The 265-nt window shown below is 21.9% G+C and carries 1 protein-coding gene; it reads right to left on the bottom strand.

What is annotated here, in order from left to right:
• The coding region (locus SB717_RS36670) for a hypothetical protein (RefSeq protein WP_410907984.1) at window positions 1-265 on the bottom strand (265 nt) is incomplete at both ends.

Here is a 265-nt window from a genome sequence, read left to right as displayed (position 1 = left end):
TGTTATTAGTATGGTTTTGTTTAAAATTTTATTTTGTGGTTTTTCAATAAATAATAATTTTTCCAGTTGATTTCTTTTAAAATCATACCAATGATAATCTGCTATTTTTTGTCCTAAATCATATTTTCTTCTATTGACACTTATTAAAACTTTATTATCTTCTAGAGTGTCCCAATAATACGAATACTTCGAATTTAATTCTTTTTTAATGTTATTCCTAAAATCATATAGAATCATTGTTTCTAAATTGCCATAAAACAAGTAT

The sequence above is a fragment of the Priestia sp. SIMBA_032 genome (assembly GCF_046535215.1).
Lineage (GTDB): Bacteria > Bacillota > Bacilli > Bacillales > Bacillaceae_H > Priestia > Priestia aryabhattai.
This window is presented reverse-complemented; position numbering and strand designations above follow the sequence as displayed.